This is a genomic window from Burkholderia sp. BCC0097, assembly GCF_902832985.1.
In the GTDB taxonomy this organism is placed as follows: Bacteria; Pseudomonadota; Gammaproteobacteria; order Burkholderiales; family Burkholderiaceae; genus Burkholderia; species Burkholderia orbicola.
This window is the reverse complement of sequence record NZ_CADFDM010000003.1, coordinates 768,472-785,651: the sequence shown is the minus strand read 5'-3', so window position 1 is coordinate 785,651 and position 17,180 is coordinate 768,472. Positions and strand designations below refer to the sequence as shown.

Below are 17,180 nucleotides of genomic sequence, written 5' to 3'. Positions count from 1 at the left end.
AGCGGCATGAGCGGAACTCCGATCCTGCGCGTCGAGCGCCTGACCCGCGAAGCATTCGCGCCGTTCGGCGACGTGATCGCGCTCGAAGGCGCGCGGCATTTCCCGATCAACGGCGGCACGACCGAGCGCTTTCACGATCTCGCGACGATCGACGTCTGCGCGGACGGCGGCCGGCCGCTCGTCAGCGTGTTTCGCGCGCAGCCGCGCGCGTTGCCGGTCGCGGTCACGCTGATGGAGCGTCATCCGCACGGCAGCCAGGCGTTCATCCCGCTGGCCGCGGTGTCGCGCTACGCGATCGTCGTCGCGCCGGCCGGCGAATTCCGGCCCGACGCGATGCGCGCGTTCCTGGCCGAGGGCTGGCAGGGCGTCAATTATGCGAAGGGCGTCTGGCATCATCCGCTGCTCGCGCTCGACGCGGTCAGCGATTTCGTGATCGTCGATCGCGGCGGCCCGCAGCCGAACTGCGACGAGATCCCGCTGGAACGCGCGTGGGCGCTCGAGTTCGAGCCGGCCTGCGCGGGTGCCGAAGGGCTTTCGTAAGCATGCCGGTCGCGCGGCAGGCGCGCCGAAAAAGCACACGGCCCGGGCGGCGAGATGCCGGCCGGGCCGTGCTGCGTGTGCGGGTGGCGCGCTTCAGTGCTTGCGGTGCGGGCAGTTCTCGGTCGTGCACGAACCGTACATCGCGAGCGAATGCTCCTGGAGCCGGAAGCCGCGCTCCTTCGCGATCGCCTGCTGGCGGCTCTCGATCTCGGCGTCGAAGAATTCCTCGACGCGGCCGCAATCGAGGCACACGAGGTGGTCGTGGTGCGAACCTTCGTTCAGCTCGAACACCGCCTTGCCGGATTCGAAGTTGCTGCGCGACAGCAGGCCGGCCTGCTCGAACTGCGTGAGCACGCGGTAGACGGTGGCGAGCCCGATGTCGAGCTGCTCGTTGAGCAGGTTGCGGTAGACGTCTTCGGCCGTCAGGTGGCGCACGGGGCTCTGCTGGAAGATCTCGAGAATCTTGAGGCGCGGTAGGGTGGCCTTTAGCCCGATATTCTTGAGATCCGTCGGATTGGTCATGGCTAGGCATCCCTAGAGTACAATGCAGGGCTTCAATGTTACCGGCTTTTCGCCGTTCCAGATATACGCGCGGCCTGCACGCGGGCCAGCACGGTGAAGGAAATGATCCCAGAATCGCTTTCGCACTTTCAGAGGAGTCGCATGCGGAGTGCCATCATCGCTGCCGCCGCCGTTGTCGCGCTGGCGGGTTGTTCGTCGTACGACAGCGTGACGCAGCGCATTGCGCAGAGCATCACGCCGTATCGGATCACCGTCGTGCAAGGCAACTTCGTGTCGCAGGAGAAAGCCGCACAGTTGCAGGCCGGCATGACGCGCGAGCAGGTCCGCGCGCTGCTCGGCACGCCGCTGCTGGCGGACATGTTCCACGCGGATCGCTGGGATTACCTCTTCTACTTCAAGCGCGGCTCGACGTCGATCGTCCAGCAGCGTGACCTTGTGGTCAACTTCTCCGGCGATCGCGTCGCGAGCTGGACCGGCGCCGACAACCTGCCGTCCGAACTCGACCTGCTGGCCGACATCGACGGCGACCGCGGCGGCAAGAAGGCAAAGGCCGCTGCCGCGGCGAAGAAGGCTTCCGAAGCCGCAGCGGCCGCGAGTGCCGCAAGCGCCGCGCAGGCTGCCGCTGCCGCGAGCCCGGCCACCGTGCCGGCATCCGGCGCTGTGGTCGACCAGGATGCGAACGCCCAGGCGGCGCGCGCGGCGAACCGCGCGACCAACCAGGTGTCGGGGCAAGGTTCGGGTTCGCGCCGGTTCACGCCGGCCGCGCAGGCCTCGGGCGGCGCGCCGGTGCCGGGCGGGCAGCCGCCGGGCGCCGCGCCGGCGATCCAGCCGCAGTTCCAGTTCCATCGTCCGCCGCAGCCGAACGTGTCGAACGAAGCGTCGCCGCCGGTCGGCCCGCAAGGCTCGGACAACCTGCAGAACCAGCCGCTCACCGCACCGGCGCAGTAAGCGGCCGGCGTGCGGAAACGGGGCGGCATGCGCCGCCCGCCTTTAGACCTGTCGTGTAGAAAGCCATGAAGATTGCGATTGCCGGCGCATCGGGCCGAATGGGCCGGATGCTGATCGAAGCCGTTCTCAACGATGCCGACGCGCAGCTCGTCGGCGCGCTCGACCGGGCCGGTTCGCCGTTCCTCGGCCAGGATGCCGGTGCGTTCCTCGGCAAGGACACCGGCGTCAAGCTGACCGACGATCTCGACGCCGTGTTCGCGCAGGCCGAGTACCTGATCGATTTCACGCGTCCGGAAGGCACGATGGCTCATATCGAGGCCGCGCTGCGCCACGACGTGAAGCTCGTGATCGGCACGACCGGCTTCACCGCCGAGCAGAAGGCCGAACTGCAGGCCGCGGCGGCGAAGATCGGCATCGTGTTCGCGGCGAACATGAGCGTCGGCGTGAACGTCACGCTGAAGCTGCTCGAATTCGCGGCGAAGCATTTCTCGCACGGCTACGACATCGAGATCATCGAAGCGCACCACCGCCACAAGGTCGATGCGCCGTCGGGCACCGCGCTGATGATGGGCGAAGCCGTCGCCGGCGCGCTCGGCCGCTCGCTCGACGACTGCGCGGTGTACGGCCGTCACGGCGTGACGGGCGAGCGCGACCCGTCGTCGATCGGCTTTGCCGCGGTGCGCGGCGGCGACATCGTCGGCGACCACACCGTGCTGTTCGCCGGGATCGGCGAGCGCATCGAGATCACGCACAAGTCGTCGAGCCGCGTGTCGTACGCGCAGGGCGCGTTGCGTGCGGTCCGCTTCCTGTCGGCGCGCGGCGCCGGCCTGTTCGACATGCAGGACGTGCTCGGCCTGCGCTGACACCGCGAGGAAACTCCGATGGCGATTCCCACCGGCGTTGTCCACTACCTCGAAAGCGGCGATGCGATCACGCACGCCGTCTCCTATGTGCTGCTGGCGATGTCGGTCGCCAGCTGGTGCTTCCTCTTCATGAAAGCCTGGCTGCTGGTCCGCGCGAAGCGGCAGGGGCCGCGCGCGCTCGCCGCGTTCTGGCGCGCGCCGTCGCTCGACGCGGGCATTGCCGCGCTGGCCGGCGCCGATCGCGAGCGCGTGTTCGTGCCGCTCGCCGAAGCCGCGCGCGATGCGGCCGACGACCACGACCCCACCGCGCTGGCCGCGCGCGTCGAGCGTAGCGAACGCGTGCTGCGCGCGTTGCGTCACGCGATGCTGCACTCGCAGCGGCGCCTCGAATTCGGCCAGGTGCTGCTCGCGTCGATCGGCAGCACCGCGCCGTTCGTCGGGCTGCTCGGCACCGTATGGGGCATCTATCACGCGCTCGGCAGCATCGCCGCGAGCGGGCAGGCGCAGATCGAGAACGTCGCGGGGCCGGTCGGCGAGGCGCTGATCATGACCGCGTTCGGGCTGGTCGTCGCGATTCCCGCGGTGCTCGCGTACAACATTCTCGGCCGGCTCGTCCGGCAGCTCGCCGAGGAACTCGACGGCTTCGCACGCGATCTGCACGTCTTCGTGTGCGCGCAGGGCGCCTGACGCGCCGGCTCCGGAGGAACGACCATGGCATTCGGCGGGCTCGAGCACCACAAGACGTCCGCGCCGATGGCGGAGATCAACATGACGCCGCTGATCGACGTGATGCTCGTGCTGCTCGTCATCTTCATCATCACCGCGCCGCTGATGACGCACGCGATCCGGCTCGATCTGCCGAAGGTCGCGGCCAGCGTCGCGCGCGACACGCCGCAATCCGTCACCTTGTCGATCGACGACGCGGGCAAGCTCTACTGGGACGACGCGCCCGTGGCGCTCGACGCGCTGCCCGCGCGGTTCAAGGCCGCCGCCGCGGGCGCCGCGCCGCCCGAGCTGCGGCTGCGCGCGTCGCGCGCGACGCGCTACGACGTGATCGCGCAGGTGATGGGCGCCGCGCAGGCCGCGGGTCTCACGCGGATCGGTTTCGTGACCGACGTGCCGCCGGCGGGTGCCGCGGCGCCCGCCGCCACCGGCGCGAAACCCTGACGCGCCGCCGGGCCGCCGCGCCAATCGTCAGATAAGTTCCCGCCCGTCGCGGGGGCGGGCCGCACGCCGCAAGACCGGCCGGATGGGCCGGCGCTGACGGTATAATCATTGTTTTTCCCGGTTGGCAGGTTTTGTCCAGGTCACCCGGAATTTTCCAGGTCACCCGGAAAATATCCGAAACCCCGAACAGGTCCCGCCACAGCGAACCTGCAGCGCCGCCGGGCCAGCACGATTTCCGATCCAATCCTGCGCGCGAGCCGTCGCGCCGCTTAAAGCCTAGCCCGAACCACACCATGCACGAGAGATACGTACCCGCCGACGTCGAAGCCGCCGCCCAGGGCGACTGGCGCGCAGCCGATGCCTACAAGACGAAGGAAGATTCGCAGAAGCCGAAGTTCTACTGCGTATCGATGCTGCCGTACCCGTCCGGCAAGCTGCACATGGGTCACGTGCGCAACTACACGATCAACGACGTGATGTACCGCTATCTGCGGATGAACGGCTACAACACGCTGATGCCGATGGGCTGGGACGCGTTCGGGATGCCGGCCGAGAACGCCGCGATGGCGAACGGCGTGCCGCCCGCGAAGTGGACCTACGACAACATCGACTACATGAAGGGCCAGATGCAGTCGATGGGTCTCGCGATCGACTGGTCGCGCGAAATCGCGACGTGCAAGCCCGACTACTACAAGTGGAACCAGTGGCTGTTCCTGAAGATGCTCGAGAAGGGCATCGCGTACAAGAAGACGGGCACCGTGAACTGGGACCCGGTCGACCAGACCGTGCTCGCGAACGAGCAGGTGATCGACGGTCGCGGCTGGCGCTCGGGCGCGCTCGTCGAGAAGCGCGAGATCCCGATGTACTACCTGCGCATCACGCAGTACGCGGATGAGCTGCTCAACGATCTCGACGGCCTCGGCTGGCCCGAGCGCGTGAAGATCATGCAGCAGAACTGGATCGGCAAGAGCTTCGGCGTGAACTTCGGCTTCCCGTACGAACTCGACGGCGAGCAGAAGCTGCTGCGCGTGTTCACGACGCGCGCCGACACGATCATGGGCGTCACGTTCTGCGCGATCGCGGCCGAGCACCCGCTCGCCACGCGCCTCGCGCAGGACAAGCCGGAACTGCTCGCGTTCATCGAGGAATGCAAGCGCGGCGGCGTCGCCGAGGCCGACGTCGCGACGATGGAGAAGAAGGGCGTCGCGACCGGCTTCTCGGTCAAGCACCCGCTGACCGGCGAGCCGGTCGAGGTGTGGATCGGCAACTACGTGCTGATGAGCTATGGCGAAGGCGCGGTGATGGGCGTGCCGGGCCACGACGAGCGCGATTTCGCGTTCGCGAAGAAATACGACCTGCCGATCAGGCAGGTGATCGCGAGCGAAGGGCAGACGTACTCGCTCGACGCATGGCAGGAGTGGTACGGCGACAAGGAAACCGCGGTCTGCGTGAACAGCGGCAAGTACGACGGCCTGCGCTACGCGGAAGCGGTCGACGCGGTCGCGGCCGACCTGAAGGCCGGCGGCTTCGGCGACAAGCAGGTCACGTGGCGCCTGCGCGACTGGGGCGTGTCGCGCCAGCGCTACTGGGGCACGCCGATCCCGATCATCCACTGCCCGTCGTGCGGCGACGTGCCGGTGCCGGAGCAGGACCTGCCGGTCGTACTGCCGGAAGACCTCGTGCCGGACGGCTCGGGCAACCCGCTCGCGAAGTCGGAAGCGTTCCTGAACTGCACGTGCCCGAAGTGCGGCGCGGCCGCGAAGCGCGAAACCGACACGATGGACACCTTCGTCGATTCGTCGTGGTACTTCTCGCGCTACACGGCGCCGGACGCCGCGACGATGGTCGATGCGCGCACCGACTACTGGATGCCGATGGATCAGTACATCGGCGGCATCGAGCACGCGATCCTGCACTTGCTGTATTCGCGCTTCTGGACCAAGGTGATGCGCGACCTCGGCCTCGTGAAGTTCGGCGAGCCGGCGAAGAACCTGCTCACGCAGGGGATGGTGCTGAACGAGACGTACTACCGCGAGGACGCGGCGGGCAAGAAGACCTGGTACAACCCGCTCGACGTGACGGTGACGCACGACGACAAGGGCCGCCCGGTCGGCGCGACGCTGAATGCGGACGGCCAGCCGGTCGTGCTCGGCGGCATCGAGAAGATGTCGAAGTCGAAGAACAACGGCGTCGATCCGCAACTGCTGATCGACCAGTACGGCGCCGATACCGCGCGCCTGTTCACGATGTTCGCCGCACCGCCCGAGCAGCAGCTCGAGTGGTCGGGCGCGGGCGTCGAGGGCGCGAGCCGCTTCCTGCGCCGCGTGTGGAGCTTCGGCTACGGCAACCGCGAAGCGCTCGCCGCGCGCGCCGGTTTCGACGCCGCGACGCTCGGCGATGCCGACAAGGCGTTGCGCCGCGAGATCTACAGCGTGCTGAAGCAGGCCGATTTCGACTACCAGCGTCTGCAGTACAACACGGTCGTGTCGGCCGCGATGAAGATGCTGAACGCGATCGACGGCGCGAAGGGCGCGACGCCCGCCGTGCTGCGCGAGACGTACGGCGTGCTGCTGCGCGTGCTGTACCCGGTCGTGCCGCACGTCACGTTCGAGCTGTGGAAGACGCTCGGCTACGCGGACGAATTCGGCCCGCTGCTCGATGCGCCGTGGCCGAAGGTCGACGAGGCCGCGCTCGAGCAGGCCGAGATCGAACTCGTGCTGCAGGTGAACGGCAAGGTGCGCGGCGCGCTGAAGGTCGCGAAGGACGCGAGCCGCGACGCGATCGAAGCGGCGGCGGTGGCCGACGAGGCATTCGCGAAATTCAGCGACGGCAAGCCGGCGAAGAAGATCGTCGTCGTGCCGGGCCGCCTCGTGAACATCGTCGTCTGACGGCCGCCGGCCGTCGGACGTACCCAGAAGGAGCGAAGGTGATCCGCAGATCGTTTTTGATGCTCGTCGGCAGCGCGGTCGCGCTGTCGGCATGCGGCTTCCAGTTGCGCGGCCAGCAGGACTACGCGTTCAAGCACCTGTTCGTGGCCGGTGCGCCGGCGCCCGTCGAGGCGCGGCTCACGCGCCTCGTCCAGGCCGGCAGCGACACGAAGATCGTCAAGTCGGCGGACGACGCCGACGCCGTGCTGCGCATGTGGGAGTCGCGTGGCCAGAACACGCTGACGCTCAACAAGTACGGCTCCGCGCAGGAGTACGCGCTGTTCTACACGCTGAACTACACGCTGACGAGCAAGGACGGCACCGTGCTGATCCCGCCGAGCGCGATCGCGCTGAACCGCGCGATGACGTACAGCGACCAGTACACGAACGCGAAGGCGCAAGAAGCCGACATCCTGTACGGCGACATGCAGAACGACGCGGTCGATCAGCTGATGCGGCGTCTCGCGATCGTTCACTCGCTGACGCCGGCGCCGGAGGACGTGGTGCCGGGCGTGGCGCCGCGCGCGCCGCTGCCGCCGCCGCCGCTCTGATCGCGGGCGCACGCAGCGATGCAATTGCGACTTGATGCGCTGGAGCCGCACCTCGCGAAGGGGTTGGCCGGGCTCTATACCGTGTACGGCGACGAGCCGCTGCTCGCGCAGGAAGCGTGCGACCGCATTCGTGCGGCCGCGCGCGCGGCCGGCTTTACCGAGCGTTCGGTGCATACGGTCGAGCGCGGCTTCGACTGGAGCGTGCTGCTTGGCGCGACCCAGGCGATGTCGCTGTTCGGCGAGCGTCAGCTGATCGAACTGCGCATTCCGTCGGGCAAGCCCGGCAAGGAAGGCGCCGACGCGTTGAAGACGCTTGCGGCCACACCCAACCCCGACGCGCTGATGCTCGTCACGTTGCCGCGCCTCGACGCGGCCACGCAGAAATCCGCGTGGTTCACCGCGCTGCAGAACGGCGGCGTCGCGCTGAAGATCGATCCGGTCGATCGCGCGCAATTGCCGAACTGGATCGGCCAGCGACTGTCGATGCAGGGCCAGCGCGTCGCATCCGGCGACGACGGGCGCCGCGCGCTGCAGTTCATCGCGGAGCGCGTCGAGGGCAACCTGCTTGCCGCGCACCAGGAAATCCAGAAGCTCGGGCTGCTGTATCCGCAGGGCGCGCTGTCGTTCGAGCAGGTGCACGACGCGGTGCTGAACGTCGCGCGCTACGACGTGTTCAAGCTGAACGAGGCGATGCTCGCCGGCGACGCCGCGCGGCTCGCGCGGATGATCGACGGGCTGAAGGGCGAGGGCGAGGCGATCGTGCTCGTGATGTGGGCCGTCGTCGAGGAACTGCGCACGCTGCTGCGGATCAAGCGCGGCACGACGGCCGGCAAGCCGCTCGCGACGCTGCTGCGCGAGAACCGCGTATGGGGGCCGCGCGAGCGGCTGATCGCGCCCGCGCTGAATCGCGTGTCGGAAGCGATGCTCGAAAAGGCGCTCGCGTTCGCCGCGAAGCTCGACCGGCAGGTCAAGGGCTTGTCCGCCGTCACGCCGGGCCGCCGCACGCAGGACGAACCGCCGCCCGACCCGTGGGACGGGCTGTTCCAGCTCGCGATGACGGTCGCGGGCGCCCGCGGCGAACGACCGCCGACCGCGGGTCGCGTGCGACGCTAAGTCCCGTTCGGGCCTTCAGCGCGCGCTGCGCAACCCGCTTACAATGCTTCGATAGCTGGCGCGGCATATCGGCCGCTGCCCTGCACGGACGGCTGTCCCGCGGATCGTTACTCCCGGATCGCCTCCCCGGATGGCCGTCCCGCTTCCCCACGAATTCATGCCGCCCCGCGCGGCTCGCTTCTCGAGTCACACGATGGATATCGATCAGTACATGACCGACCTGGGCCGTCGCGCCCGGCACGCTTCCCGCGCGATGGCGCGCGCCAGCACGGCTGCGAAGAACGCGGCGCTCGACGCCGTGGCCCGCGCGATCGAACGCGACGCGCAGGCGCTGAAGGACGCGAATGCGCGCGACGTCGCCCGCGCCCGTGAAAAGGGGCTCGATGCGGCGTTCGTCGACCGCCTGACGCTGTCGGACAAGGCGCTGAACACGATGGTCGAAGGGCTGCGCCAGGTCGCGTCGCTGGCCGATCCGATCGGCGAGATCGGCAACCTCAAGTTCCGCCCGAGCGGGATTCAGGTCGGCCAGATGCGCGTGCCGCTCGGCGTGATCGGCATCATCTACGAGTCGCGCCCGAACGTGACGATCGACGCGGCCGCGCTGTGCCTGAAGTCGGGCAACGCGACGATCCTGCGCGGTGGTTCCGAGGCGCTCGAATCGAACGCGGCGCTCGCGAAGCTGATCGGCGAGGGGCTCGAGGCGGCAGGTCTCCCGCAGGACGCGGTGCAGGTCGTCGCGACGGCCGATCGCGCGGCGGTCGGCAAGCTGATCACGATGACCGAATACGTCGACGTGATCGTGCCGCGCGGCGGCAAGAGCCTGATCGAACGGCTGATCAACGAGGCGCGCGTGCCGATGATCAAGCATCTCGACGGCATCTGCCACGTGTACGTCGACGATCGCGCCGATCTCGCGAAGGCGCTGACCGTCTGCGACAACGCGAAGACGCACCGCTACGGCACCTGCAACACGATGGAGACGCTGCTCGTCGCGAGCGGCATCGCCGCGAAGCTGCTGCCGCCGCTGGGCAAGCTGTATCGCGACAAGCAGGTCGAACTGCGCGTCGATGCGGCCGCGCGCGCGGTGCTCGCCGATGCGGGCGTCGGCCCGCTCGTCGACGCGACGGAAGAAGACTGGCACACCGAATATCTCGCGCCGGTGCTCGCGATCAAGGTCGTCGACGGCCTCGACGCCGCGATCGAGCACATCAACCATTACGGCTCGCATCACACGGATGCGATCGTCACCGAGGATCACGACCGCGCGATGCGGTTCCTGCGCGAAGTCGATTCGGCGAGCGTGATGGTCAATGCGTCGACGCGTTTCGCGGATGGCTTCGAATTCGGCCTCGGCGCGGAAATCGGCATCTCGAACGACAAGCTGCACGCACGCGGCCCGGTCGGCCTGGAAGGGCTCACGTCGCTGAAGTACGTGGTGCTCGGGCACGGCGAAGGCCGTCAGTAAGTCAACAGCGAGGCGCACAACCGATGGCAATGCTCTGGGTCAAGACGTTCCATATCGTTCTGATCGCCGCGTGGTTCGCGGGGCTGTTCTACCTGCCGCGCATCTACGTGAACCTGGCCATGGAGACCGATCCGGCCGCGGTGCGGCGCCTGCTGCTGATGGCGCGCAAGCTGTTCCGTTTCATGACGATGATCGCGGTGCCCGCGCTCGCGTGCGGGCTGTGGCTGTGGCTCGTGATCGGCATCGGCCAGGGGCAGGGCTGGATTCACGCGAAGGTGACGGTCGTGCTGCTGCTGATCGTCTATCACGCGTATTGCGGGCACCTGCTGCGGGTGTTCGAACGCGGCGAGAACCGCCGCACCGACAAGTGGTATCGCGTGTTCAACGAACTGCCGGTGCTCGGCATGCTCGCGGCGGTCGCGCTGGTGGTGATCAAGCCGTTCTGAGTTCGCGGCAACGCACGGCCGGCGGTCGATGTGCAACGGCGCCCCTCAGGGCGCCGTTCGTCGTTTACGTACGTGCCAGCTAGCGGCTGATTCGCCGGATCGCGAGTCGGTCACTCGCCGGCGGGGCGCGGTGCCCGAATCAATCCTTCGTGCCGTCGTCGATCCGCCTGCGCGTGATCGCCTCCTTCGCGCGCCCGACGCGCTCCATCAGCGCCGGCCCGCGCGACAGCGCGACGCCGACCGCGAGGATGTCGCCGATCGCGAGATGCGACATCCGCGACGTCATCGGCGAGAACACGTCCGTTTCCTCGGCGACGTTCGACGCGAGGCTGACCGTCGCGAGCTTCGCGAGCGGCGAATGGCTCTGCGTGATCGCGACGACTTTCGCGCCGCACGCGAGCGCGGAGCGCGCGGCGTCGACGATGTCGCGCGTGCGGCCGGTGTTCGAGATCGCGACGACGACGTCGTGCGGCCCGAGCAGCGCCGACGACATCGAGAACGTGTGCGGGTCCGAATACGCGACGCTCGGCACGCCGAGCCGGAAGAACTTGTGCTGGATGTCCTGCGCGGCGATGCCCGAGCCGCCGGCGCCGTAGAACTCGATGCGCGACGCGTTCGACAGCAGCGCGATCGCGTCGGCGACGCTGCCGGCGGACAGGCTGTTGCGCACTTCGATCAGCGCGCCGATCGTGCGGTCGAACACCTTGCCGATGATGCCGGGCGCCGGTTCGTTCGGCTCGACGTCGCGGTACACCGACGATACGCCCGGCGCGACGCTCTGCGCGAGCCGGATCTTGAATTCGCGAAAGCCGCTGCAGCCGAGCGCCTGGCAGAAGCGCGCGATGGTCGGCTGGCTGACGCCGGCGCGCATCGACAGCTCGGTCATCGCGAGGTCGAGCACCTCGCGCGGCGCGGCGAGAATGTAGTCGGCGAGCTTGCGCTCGGACGGGCGCAACTCGGCGCGGATCGCTTCAATGCGGGGCAGCATGGGGCGGCAGGTGGAAATCGGGTTCGGATGAGCGAGTGTATCGCAATCGAATTGTAGAAAATCTACATGAAAATACTAGCGTAACCGCAACGATTCCGACGTCAGGTTAACGGTGCGAGTTAGGGTTTTTACTAATTAAAGCCTTGCTGGTGGCGGGAATGGCAGTTGCGAACGTGTTAATCAGCATTGCGTGCTTGTAGTTTTTCTACTAGACTGCCTTCGTTCGATCGACGAAGCTCGACCGTCCCCACGATTCCAACCGCCGGTGTCGGCCGGCATACAGGAGCGCCCAGCATGACGTCGCTGCACCCCACTCTGGCGAAGGTCACCGAACGCGTGATCGCCCGCAGCCAATCGACCCGTTCCGCCTATCTGCAGCGCATCGACGGCGCGCAAGGCAAGTTCCCGGCACGCGGCGCGCTGTCGTGCGCGAACCTCGCGCACGGCTTCGCGGGCCTCGAGGGTAACGACAAGTTCGCGATCAAGGCGATCCGCGAGCCGAACATCGGCATCGTGTCCTCGTACAACGAGATGCTGTCCGCGCACGCGCCGTACAAGGATTTCCCCGAGATCATCAAGGCCGCCGCGCGCGAGAACGGCGGGGTCGCGCAGTTCGCGGGCGGCGTGCCCGCGATGTGCGACGGCGTCACGCAGGGCAACCCGGGGATGGAGCTGTCGCTGTTCTCGCGCGAGGCGATCGCGATGGGCACGGCGATCGCGCTCACGCACAACATGTTCGACGCGGCGCTCTGCCTCGGCATCTGCGACAAGATCGTGCCGGGCCTCTTGATCGGCGCGCTGCAGTTCGGCCACCTGCCGACGATCTTCGTGCCGGCCGGCCCGATGACGAGCGGCCTGTCGAACGACGACAAGGCGAAGATCCGCCAGCAGTTCGCGACCGGCCAGGTCGGCCGCGACGCGCTGCTCGAAGCCGAATCGGCCGCATATCACGGCCACGGTACCTGCACGTTCTACGGCACCGCGAACAGCAACCAGATGCTGATGGAGCTGATGGGGCTGCACCTGCCGGGCTCGGCCTTCGTTCATCCGCACACGCCGCTGCGCACCGCGCTGACGGCCGAGGCCGCGCGCCGCGTGCTCGACCTCACCGTCGAGCGCGGCCACTACACGCCGATCGGCCATGTGATCGACGAGAAGGCGATCGTCAACGGGATCGTCGCGCTACTCGCGACGGGCGGCTCGACCAACCACACGCTGCACCTCGTCGCGATCGCCCGCGCGGCCGGCATCCTGATCGACTGGAACGACTTCGACGAGCTGTCGGCCGTCGTGCCGCTGCTCGCGAAGATCTACCCGAACGGCAAGGCCGACGTGAACCATTTCCACGCGGCGGGCGGTGTCGCGTTCCTGGTACGCAACCTGCTCGAAGGCGGGCTGCTGCACGAGGACGTGACGACGGTCGCAGGCAAGGGGCTCGCGCACTACACGAAGGAGCCGAAGCTGATCGACGGCAAGCTGACGTGGGTCGACGGCGCGGCGGAGAGCCACGACACGAAGGTGCTGCGCGGCATTCGCGAGCCGTTCCAGCCGGACGGCGGCCTGCGCCTGATGCAGGGCCGGCTCGGCCGCGGCGTGATCAAGATCTCGGCCGTCGCGCCCGAGCACCGCAAGGTGAAGGCGCCGGCGATCGTGTTCGACTCGCAGGAAGCCGTGCAGGAAGCGTTCGATCGCGGTGAGCTGAAGCGCGATTTCGTCGCGGTGGTGCGCTTCCAGGGCGCGCGCGCGAACGGCATGCCCGAGCTGCACCGTTTGACGCCGCTGCTCGGCGTGCTGCAGGATCAGGGCTTCCACGTCGCGCTGGTGACCGACGGCCGCATGTCGGGCGCATCGGGCAAGGTGCCGGCCGTGATCCACGTGTCGCCGGAGGCGCTGCTGGCCGGCCCGATCGGCAAGGTGAAGACGGGCGACATGCTCGTGATCGACGCCGAAGCCGGCGTGCTTGACATCGAGGTCGACGACGCCGAGTGGCATGCGCGCCCGGTCGCGCAGCCGCGGCACCAGGCCGAGAACGAAGTCGGTTTCGGGCGCGAACTGTTCGGCGTGTTCCGTGCGGCGGCCGCACCGGCCGAGCAGGGCGCATCGGTTTTCGGGACGCTGGTCGGCGAAACGGCCGCCCACGTCGCCGCATGAATTTCAAGGAGCCAATTCAATGAAGACGATTGCTGAAATCGTGAAGCTGGGCCCGGTCATTCCGGTGCTCGCGTTCGACTCGGTCGAGCAGGGCGAAAACGTGTCGCGCGCGTTGCACGCGGGCGGCGTGAAGGTGCTCGAGATCACGCTGCGCACGCCGGCCGGGCTGGAAGCGATCCAGCGCGCGAGCCAGCTCGCGGACGACATCGTCGTCGGCGTCGGCACGATCACGAAGCCCGAGCACTGCGCGCAGGCGAAGCGCGCGGGCGCGAAGTTCGGCGTGTCGCCGGGCCTGACGAAGGAGCTGCACCTCGCGTCGCTCGACGCGGGCCTGCCGCTGCTGCCGGGCGTGATGACGCCGAGCGACATCATCCAGGCGCTCGAATTCGGCTACGAGATCGTGAAGTTCTTCCCCGCGCAGCAGGCGGGCGGCGTGCCGATGTTGCAGGCGTTCCACGGCCCGTTCCCGGCGCTGAAGTTCTGCCCGACCGGCGGCATCACGGTCGACACCGCGCCGAACTTCCTGAAACTGCCGAACGTCGTGTGCGTCGGCGGCTCGTGGCTCACGCCGAAGGCCGCGCTCGCCGCGCAGGACTGGGCCGAAGTCACGCGCCTCGCGCAAGCGGCGAGCCAGCTGCCCCGTTAAGACTTGTACCAGATGACGGTTTGGCCCTCGGAAAGCAAGCGTTAGTGCTTGTTTTACCGAGGGTTTTTGCTGATGGAACCGGTTCTATCCGCGGATCGCAAAGATAAGTAAAATTCAGCGTCCTGACGGGGGGTACCCCCGTGTTTCGGAGACTCGCATAGCCGGGCATACTCGCAACGACTCGCCCGGTTCGAACAATTCTAGGAGGAGTGCCACATGGGGGCCGTCCAAGGCAGCATGCTGCTCGTATTCACGCTGATCGCGATTGCCGCGCTGATCCTGATGATCGCGCGCTACAAGATCTACCCGTTCCTGGTGCTGATCATCGTTTCGCTCGGCCTCGGCCTCGTCGTCGGCATGCCGATGGACAAGATCGTCAAGTCGTTCGAAACGGGCACCGGCGGCACGCTCGGCCACATCGCGATCGTCGTCGGCCTCGGCACGATGCTCGGCAAGATGATGGCCGAATCGGGTGGCGCCGAACGGATCGCGACCACGCTGATCGACTGGTTCGGTGAAAAGAACATCCACTGGGCGATGATGTTCGTCGCGATCATCGTCGGCCTGCCGGTGTTCTTCGAAGTCGGCTTCGTGCTGCTGATCCCGATCGCGTTCAACGTCGCGAAGCGCACCGGCAAGTCGCTGCTCGTCGTCGGCCTGCCGATGGTGGCCGGCCTGTCGGTCGTGCACGGGCTGATCCCGCCGCACCCGGCCGCGCTGCTGGCCGTCCAGCAATACGGCGCCGATATCGGCAAGACGATCGCCTTCGGCCTGGTCGTCGGCGTGCCGACCGCGATCATCGCGGGCCCGCTGTTCGCGCTGATGATCTCGAAGTTCGTGAAGCTGCCGGAAAACAACCCGCTCGCGTCGCAATTCGTCGATTCGAACGCGGACGGCCGCAAGCGCGAACTGCCGAGCTTCGGCATCACGCTGTTCACGATCCTGCTGCCCGTCGTGCTGATGCTCGTCGGCAGCTGGGCCGACCTGGTGTTCACGCCGAAGTCGCTGCCCAACAACCTGCTGCGCTTTGCGGGCAACTCGGACGTCGCGCTGCTGATCGCCGTGCTCGTGAGCTTCTGGACCTTCGGCGCGAAGCAGGGCTTCAACCGCGACCAGATCCAGAAATTCTGCGGCGAGTGCCTGGCGCCGATCGCCGGGATCACGCTGATCGTCGGCGCGGGCGGCGGCTTCGGCGGCGTCCTGCGCGACAGCGGGATCTCGCAGCAGATCGTCGAGACCGCGAAGCATGCGCACCTGTCGCCGCTGCTGCTCGGCTGGTTCGTCGCGGCGCTGATGCGTCTCGCGACGGGTTCGGCCACGGTCGCGATGACGACGGCCTGCGGTATCGTCGCGCCGATCGCGGCGGCGTCGGGCGCGTCGGTCCGGCCGGAGCTGCTCGTGCTCGCGACGGGCTCGGGCTCGCTGATCTTCTCGCACGTGAACGACGGCGGCTTCTGGCTGATCAAGGAATATTTCGGGATGACGGTCGGTCAGACGTTCAAGACCTGGTCGCTGCTTGAAACCATCATCTCGGTGCTCGGTCTGAGTTTTACGCTGTTGCTGAGCGTGGTTCTGTAACAAGGGGTAGTCAATGATTCTGATCGCAATGGGCGTGTCGGGCGCGGGCAAGTCGCTGATCGGCGAAATGCTGGCGGAACGCCTGTCGTGCAGCTATACCGATGGCGACGCGTTTCACAGCGCGGCGAACAAGGAAAAGATGCACCACGGCATTCCGCTGACCGATGAAGACCGCTGGCCGTGGCTGCGCACGATCCGCGCGGCCATCGAGGAAAAGCAGCGCGCCGGCGAAACCGCCGTGTTCACGTGCTCGTCGCTGAAGCGGTCGTACCGCGACGTGCTGCGCGGCACCGACACCGACGTGCGGTTCGTGTACCTGAAGGGTTCGTTCGAGGTGCTGCAGGAGCGTCTGAAGAGCCGCACCGGCCATTTCTTCGATCCGTCGCTGCTGAAGAGCCAGCTCGACACGCTCGAGGAGCCGGGCCCGGACGAAGCGATCGAGCTCAGCATCGAACTGACGCCCGAGCAGATCGTCGATCAGGTCATGCTGAAGATCGGCCACGCGCAGCAGCACTGAGCGCGGTTCGCGGTCATCGTCATGAAAAAGGCGCCTTCGGGCGCCTTTTTCGTTGGCGATGCGCAAGCCGGTCAGGCCATGCGCGCGCGTTGTGCGATGCCGTCGAGCAGCACGTCGAGCATCGTGTCGTACACGACGGCCGGATCGAGCTGTGCGTAGAGCGGAGCGGCCGACTTGACGAGCGGATGCGCGGCGTCGGACAGCGCGTGCATTTCCGCGAGCTCGACCTCGTTCGCGGGCCGCGTGAGGCCGCCCGCTTCGGCGGCGGCGAGCCCGATCACGCTCGCGTACCAGCCGACGCATACCGACGGCAGCGCCGCGCGCGGGATGCCGGCATCGGTCAGCGCGCGATGCACGGCCTCGATGTGCGCGAGATCGGCCGGGCCGGTGCTCATGTGCCGCTGCAGCAGCGCGAACGCGGCGGGGTAGCGCAACGCGAGCGTGCGGTACTGGCGCGCGAGGTCGCGCAGCCGTTCGCGCCACGGCAGTGACGGATCGACCGGCACGAGCGAGCGCGACAGCGCATTCGCGATCGCGCGGCTCAGGCCGTCCTTCGACTTGAAGTGATACAGCACGCTCATCGGGTCGCAGCCGACCGATTGCGCGAGCTTGCGCACGCTGAACGAGGCTTCGCCGACGTCTTCGAGCAGCGCGAGCGCGGCCGCGACGAGCGCGTCCTTGTCGAGGCCGCGCGGCCCTTGGGCGGGTTTGTCTTTCATCGAGGTGGGCTGGCAGGCCGGCACGGTGCCGGCTGTAAA

Annotated in this window: 17 protein-coding genes; 14 read left to right on the top strand and 3 right to left on the bottom strand. The window is 67.7% G+C overall.

The window, feature by feature from the left end; all coding sequences use genetic code 11:
- Positions 1-6: 6 nt before the first annotated feature.
- Positions 7-540 (top strand): ureidoglycolate lyase, encoded by a 534-nt coding sequence (locus HWX07_RS13300; protein ID WP_175876527.1) that lies wholly within the window; start codon positions 7-9, stop codon positions 538-540.
- Positions 541-633: 93 nt separating this feature from the next.
- On the opposite strand, the gene fur is transcribed toward HWX07_RS13300, so the two are convergent.
- On the bottom strand, positions 634-1,062 hold the full coding sequence (gene fur / locus HWX07_RS13295; protein WP_006400349.1) for a ferric iron uptake transcriptional regulator: 429 nt from the start codon (positions 1,060-1,062) through the stop codon (positions 634-636).
- Positions 1,063-1,203: 141 nt separating this feature from the next.
- Here fur and HWX07_RS13290 point away from each other — a divergent pair, with 141 nt between their 5' ends.
- The 9 genes from HWX07_RS13290 to HWX07_RS13250 all read left to right on the top strand — a co-directional run bounded on the left by HWX07_RS13290 (position 1,204) and on the right by HWX07_RS13250 (position 10,542).
- Positions 1,204-2,010, top strand: coding sequence for an outer membrane protein assembly factor BamE (locus HWX07_RS13290; protein WP_011544567.1), 807 nt, complete (start codon positions 1,204-1,206; stop codon positions 2,008-2,010).
- A 65-nt stretch (positions 2,011-2,075) separates the two neighbouring features.
- Positions 2,076-2,873 (top strand): 4-hydroxy-tetrahydrodipicolinate reductase, encoded by a 798-nt coding sequence (gene dapB, locus HWX07_RS13285; protein ID WP_174434851.1) that lies wholly within the window; start codon positions 2,076-2,078, stop codon positions 2,871-2,873.
- A gap of 18 nt (positions 2,874-2,891) precedes the next feature.
- Positions 2,892-3,560: a MotA/TolQ/ExbB proton channel family protein gene (locus HWX07_RS13280; protein ID WP_006476926.1), complete on the top strand. Its 669-nt coding sequence runs from the start codon at positions 2,892-2,894 to the stop codon at positions 3,558-3,560.
- Positions 3,561-3,584: 24 nt separating this feature from the next.
- On the top strand, positions 3,585-4,040 hold the full coding sequence (locus HWX07_RS13275) for a biopolymer transporter ExbD (protein WP_006476925.1): 456 nt from the start codon (positions 3,585-3,587) through the stop codon (positions 4,038-4,040).
- Between the two features lie 293 nt (positions 4,041-4,333).
- Positions 4,334-6,928, top strand: coding sequence for a leucine--tRNA ligase (gene leuS / locus HWX07_RS13270; protein WP_175876526.1), 2,595 nt, complete (start codon positions 4,334-4,336; stop codon positions 6,926-6,928).
- A gap of 38 nt (positions 6,929-6,966) precedes the next feature.
- Positions 6,967-7,518: an LPS assembly lipoprotein LptE gene (gene lptE / locus HWX07_RS13265; protein ID WP_006483412.1), complete on the top strand. Its 552-nt coding sequence runs from the start codon at positions 6,967-6,969 to the stop codon at positions 7,516-7,518.
- A gap of 18 nt (positions 7,519-7,536) precedes the next feature.
- Positions 7,537-8,631, top strand: coding sequence for a DNA polymerase III subunit delta (gene holA / locus HWX07_RS13260; protein ID WP_175876525.1), 1,095 nt, complete (start codon positions 7,537-7,539; stop codon positions 8,629-8,631).
- A 193-nt stretch (positions 8,632-8,824) separates the two neighbouring features.
- Entirely contained in the window at positions 8,825-10,096 is a 1,272-nt protein-coding gene (locus HWX07_RS13255; RefSeq protein ID WP_027811046.1) for a glutamate-5-semialdehyde dehydrogenase, read from the top strand.
- A gap of 23 nt (positions 10,097-10,119) precedes the next feature.
- Complete coding sequence (locus tag HWX07_RS13250; RefSeq protein WP_089464534.1) at positions 10,120-10,542, top strand: CopD family protein; 423 nt, start codon at positions 10,120-10,122, stop codon at positions 10,540-10,542.
- Between the two features lie 139 nt (positions 10,543-10,681).
- Here the strand turns inward: HWX07_RS13250 and HWX07_RS13245 are convergent, their stop codons facing one another.
- Complete coding sequence (locus tag HWX07_RS13245) at positions 10,682-11,530, bottom strand: MurR/RpiR family transcriptional regulator (protein ID WP_124675215.1); 849 nt, start codon at positions 11,528-11,530, stop codon at positions 10,682-10,684.
- A gap of 294 nt (positions 11,531-11,824) precedes the next feature.
- Between HWX07_RS13245 and edd the strand changes: the two genes are divergently transcribed.
- The 4 genes from edd (at position 11,825) to HWX07_RS13225 (ending at position 16,422) form a co-directional block, all read left to right on the top strand.
- Positions 11,825-13,681 (top strand): phosphogluconate dehydratase, encoded by a 1,857-nt coding sequence (edd, locus tag HWX07_RS13240; RefSeq protein ID WP_175876524.1) that lies wholly within the window; start codon positions 11,825-11,827, stop codon positions 13,679-13,681.
- A gap of 19 nt (positions 13,682-13,700) precedes the next feature.
- On the top strand, positions 13,701-14,327 hold the full coding sequence (eda, locus tag HWX07_RS13235) for a bifunctional 4-hydroxy-2-oxoglutarate aldolase/2-dehydro-3-deoxy-phosphogluconate aldolase (protein WP_069232184.1): 627 nt from the start codon (positions 13,701-13,703) through the stop codon (positions 14,325-14,327).
- 216 nt (positions 14,328-14,543) lie between these two features.
- Positions 14,544-15,905 carry a GntP family permease gene (locus tag HWX07_RS13230; RefSeq protein ID WP_077179109.1) on the top strand — a complete coding sequence of 454 codons (1,362 nt, stop codon included), beginning with the start codon at positions 14,544-14,546 and terminating at the stop codon, positions 15,903-15,905.
- 13 nt (positions 15,906-15,918) lie between these two features.
- Positions 15,919-16,422, top strand: a complete 504-nt coding sequence (locus HWX07_RS13225) for a gluconokinase (protein WP_006476915.1) — start codon at positions 15,919-15,921, stop codon at positions 16,420-16,422.
- Positions 16,423-16,493: 71 nt separating this feature from the next.
- Here the strand turns inward: HWX07_RS13225 and HWX07_RS13220 are convergent, their stop codons facing one another.
- Entirely contained in the window at positions 16,494-17,141 is a 648-nt protein-coding gene (locus tag HWX07_RS13220) for a TetR/AcrR family transcriptional regulator C-terminal domain-containing protein (protein WP_175876523.1), read from the bottom strand.
- Positions 17,142-17,180: the final 39 nt, after the last annotated feature.

Bases quoted from the DNA above. Each gene is read 5' to 3' on its own strand.
- HWX07_RS13300 (WP_175876527.1), top strand. From the start codon at position 7: ATGAGCGGAACTCCGATCCTGCGCGTCGAGCGCCTGACCCGCGAAGCA.
- fur (WP_006400349.1), bottom strand. From the start codon at position 1,062: ATGACCAATCCGACGGATCTCAAGAATATCGGGCTAAAGGCCACCCTA.
- HWX07_RS13290 (WP_011544567.1), top strand. From the start codon at position 1,204: ATGCGGAGTGCCATCATCGCTGCCGCCGCCGTTGTCGCGCTGGCGGGT.
- dapB (WP_174434851.1), top strand. From the start codon at position 2,076: ATGAAGATTGCGATTGCCGGCGCATCGGGCCGAATGGGCCGGATGCTG.
- HWX07_RS13280 (WP_006476926.1), top strand. From the start codon at position 2,892: ATGGCGATTCCCACCGGCGTTGTCCACTACCTCGAAAGCGGCGATGCG.
- HWX07_RS13275 (WP_006476925.1), top strand. From the start codon at position 3,585: ATGGCATTCGGCGGGCTCGAGCACCACAAGACGTCCGCGCCGATGGCG.
- leuS (WP_175876526.1), top strand. From the start codon at position 4,334: ATGCACGAGAGATACGTACCCGCCGACGTCGAAGCCGCCGCCCAGGGC.
- holA (WP_175876525.1), top strand. From the start codon at position 7,537: ATGCAATTGCGACTTGATGCGCTGGAGCCGCACCTCGCGAAGGGGTTG.
- HWX07_RS13255 (WP_027811046.1), top strand. From the start codon at position 8,825: ATGGATATCGATCAGTACATGACCGACCTGGGCCGTCGCGCCCGGCAC.
- HWX07_RS13250 (WP_089464534.1), top strand. From the start codon at position 10,120: ATGGCAATGCTCTGGGTCAAGACGTTCCATATCGTTCTGATCGCCGCG.
- HWX07_RS13245 (WP_124675215.1), bottom strand. From the start codon at position 11,530: ATGCTGCCCCGCATTGAAGCGATCCGCGCCGAGTTGCGCCCGTCCGAG.
- edd (WP_175876524.1), top strand. From the start codon at position 11,825: ATGACGTCGCTGCACCCCACTCTGGCGAAGGTCACCGAACGCGTGATC.
- eda (WP_069232184.1), top strand. From the start codon at position 13,701: ATGAAGACGATTGCTGAAATCGTGAAGCTGGGCCCGGTCATTCCGGTG.
- HWX07_RS13230 (WP_077179109.1), top strand. From the start codon at position 14,544: ATGGGGGCCGTCCAAGGCAGCATGCTGCTCGTATTCACGCTGATCGCG.
- HWX07_RS13225 (WP_006476915.1), top strand. From the start codon at position 15,919: ATGATTCTGATCGCAATGGGCGTGTCGGGCGCGGGCAAGTCGCTGATC.
- HWX07_RS13220 (WP_175876523.1), bottom strand. From the start codon at position 17,141: ATGAAAGACAAACCCGCCCAAGGGCCGCGCGGCCTCGACAAGGACGCG.